Annotated in this window: 2 protein-coding genes; one reads left to right on the top strand and one right to left on the bottom strand. The window is 57.3% G+C overall.

Annotated features, from left to right (window positions below; translation table 11 throughout):
- Positions 1-684 (bottom strand): GTP-binding protein (locus ACFFAR_RS30085; protein WP_375509102.1); only part of this gene is annotated, 684 nt, incomplete at its 3' end.
- Between the two features lie 139 nt (positions 685-823).
- On the opposite strand from ACFFAR_RS30085, the gene ACFFAR_RS30080 reads away from it, so the two are divergent.
- On the top strand, positions 824-2,832 hold a 2,009-nt coding region (locus ACFFAR_RS30080), incomplete at its 3' end, for a TonB-dependent receptor (RefSeq protein WP_375509101.1).

The following is a 2,832-nucleotide window of genomic DNA, read 5'->3' as shown; positions in this document are numbered from 1 at the left end:
GGTGTCGAGCACCTTGTCCAGACTCAGCTTGCCAAACTCGGCCATCTCGATCTTCGCACGCGGGTTCAGGCCGCGAAGGATTGTCATGAGCCGGGTGCGATCTTCATCGCTGACAAGGTCGATCTTGTTCAGTACGATGACATCGCAGAACTCGACCTGCTCGACCAACAAGTCCACGACTGTGCGCGAATCTTCTTCGCCCAGCGATTCGCCACGCGTCTGCAAGCTGTCGGCTGATCCGTAGTCCTTCAGGAAATTGAACGCGTCCACCACGGTGACCATGGTGTCGAGCCGCGCGACATTGGCGAGGCTCTGTCCTTCTTCATCGGCGAACGTGAACGTTTCCGCGACCGGCAATGGCTCCGACACGCCGGTCGATTCGATCACAAGATAGTCAAAGCGCCCCTCCTTCGCGAGCCGGTTCACTTCAAGCAAGAGGTCCTCGCGCAACGTGCAGCAAATGCAGCCGTTGCTCATCTCCACAAGCTTTTCATCGGTTCGAGCAAGCTGCGCGCCGCCTTCACGAATCAGCGCGGCATCAATGTTGACTTCGCTCATGTCATTGACGATCACCGCGACCCGCCGACTTTCGCGGTTGTTGAGGATGTGGTTCAGAAGCGTGGTTTTGCCAGCGCCAAGAAAACCCGACAAAACAGTTACCGGAAGCTTTCCCATCAATTTCATTATCAAATTTCTCGCTTAAACCGTTTTGGATGTTATAACATTACATCATCGACATCCTTTTCGACAAATCGATTTCCCTGCCCAAGCTCATTCACCTGACTCGTCGCGCTTCTCGCCACCACTTACCAAAAAATGATCGATGAAAAATCGCACGCTCTTTGCCCATGCGGCGTTATTGCTGTTCGCCCAGATAGCAGTGGGGCACGCTTATGCAGCCGGTCTGGACGCCACCGTATCCGGCTCTGTGATTGACAGCACGGGCAAACCTGTTGCGAATGCAAATGTCGTATTGCAGAACGCAAGCGGCGCGACCGCCGGGACAGCCAGCACAGACACGAGCGGACATTTTGTCGTGCACAACGTGACTTCGGGTACCTATGCAGTCGTCGCGGCCGCGCCGGGGTATGCGAGCGGAAGCACCATCGCCACCACAAGCAGTGACGGAAATACTTCGGTATCCATATCGATTTCAAAGAGCGACGCACTCGATGTACAAGTCAACGCCAAGCGGCTCGACCGCGCACGAAATGGGCTGCTGCCGGAGACAGGAAGCAGCGTTTATCGTTTCAGCCAGACAGACATCGACACCCTCCCCGCTGGCCAGGACACGGCGCTCAATCAGGTGCTGTTGCAGGCGCCGGGCGTCGCCAGCGATTCATACGGACAGTTGCACGTGCGGGGAGACCACGCGAACCTGCAATACCGTATCAACGGTGTGATCATTCCGGAACCAATCAGCGGTTTCGGGCAATCGCTCGATACACGCATCATCGATCAGTTGAATCTGCTGACCGGCGCCTTGCCCGCGCAATATGGCGACCGGACGGCCGGCATTGTCGATATCCATACGAAATCCGGGGACCAGGGCAACGGTGGTTCCATCGATGTCTTTGGCGGCAGCCATCAGACCATCAAGACCAGCGCCGATGTATTCGGCAGCAAGGGGCCGTTCAGCTATTACTTCAGCGGCTCCGTGGGCGAGAACAACCTGGGGATAGAAAATCCGACGTCGAGCGCGAGCGCCATTCACGACCATACGCGTCAGGGCGATGCCTTCGGCCTCATGTCGTACATCATCAACCCGCTCACGCGCGTGAGCCTGATGTTCGGCACGACGAGCAATCAGTTCGACATTCCGAACACGGCGGGTTTGCCCACCAATTTCATCTTGAACGGCAACAACTCGTTCGACTCGAGCAAGCTCAACGAAACCCAGTCCGAACTCAATCAGTTCGCGGTGGTCGCGCTGCAGGGCACCAACGGCGGCGCGCTGGACTATCAGGTCGCGCTCTTCACCCGCTATTCCCGAACGCAGTTCAATCCCGACCCTGTAGGCGATCTGCTCTTCAACGGCGTGGCCGCGAGCGATTTTCACAGCGACAGCGCGAACGGCGTGCAAGCCGACACCACCTACCGGCTCAACGCAAAACACACGCTGCGCGCGGGTATATCGTTTCAACAGGAACACGCGGTGTTCAACAATGACCTGAGCGTTTTCCCCGCCGATCAGGACGGCAACCCGCTCTCCGATCAACCGTTCAACATACCGGATTCAAGCAGCAAGACGGGGTATCTGTACAGCGCCTACGTCCAGGACGAATGGAAAGTCACCGATAAACTCACCATCAACTACGGCCTCCGATACGACAAGATGGACGAGTACGTGAGCGCAAGCCAGCTCAGTCCGCGCGTTGGGCTTGTGTATGCGTTGACGCCATCGACAACGGTACATGCCGGTTATTCGCGATACTTCACGCCGCCCGCATTTGAACTTGTCTCTGGCGAGGACATCGCGCGATTCGCCGGAACGACTGCGCAGACTTCGACGCAAAACGACCCCGTGCAGCCAGAACGCAGCCATTATTTCGACCTCGGCGTGACGCAACGGCTGACGTCTGCGATCACCGTCGGCGTGGATGCGTACTACAAGAAATCGACGAACCTGCTCGATGAAGGGCAGTTCGGCACCGCCCTGATTTTCACGCCATTCAACTATCAATACGGCCGCGTGTACGGCGTCGAGTTCACCAGCAACTACAAACAGGGCAACGTCTCCGCTTACGTGAACGTCGCGTTCAGCCGCGCTCAGGGAAAGGACATCGACTCGGCGCAGTTCAACTTCGGCCCGGACGAGCTCGTGTTCATCAG

The sequence above is a fragment of the uncultured Caballeronia sp. genome (assembly GCF_964243625.1).
GTDB lineage: Bacteria > Pseudomonadota > Gammaproteobacteria > Burkholderiales > Burkholderiaceae > Caballeronia.
Note: the sequence above shows the minus strand (reverse complement) of the source record. Positions and strands in the feature narration are given on the sequence as shown.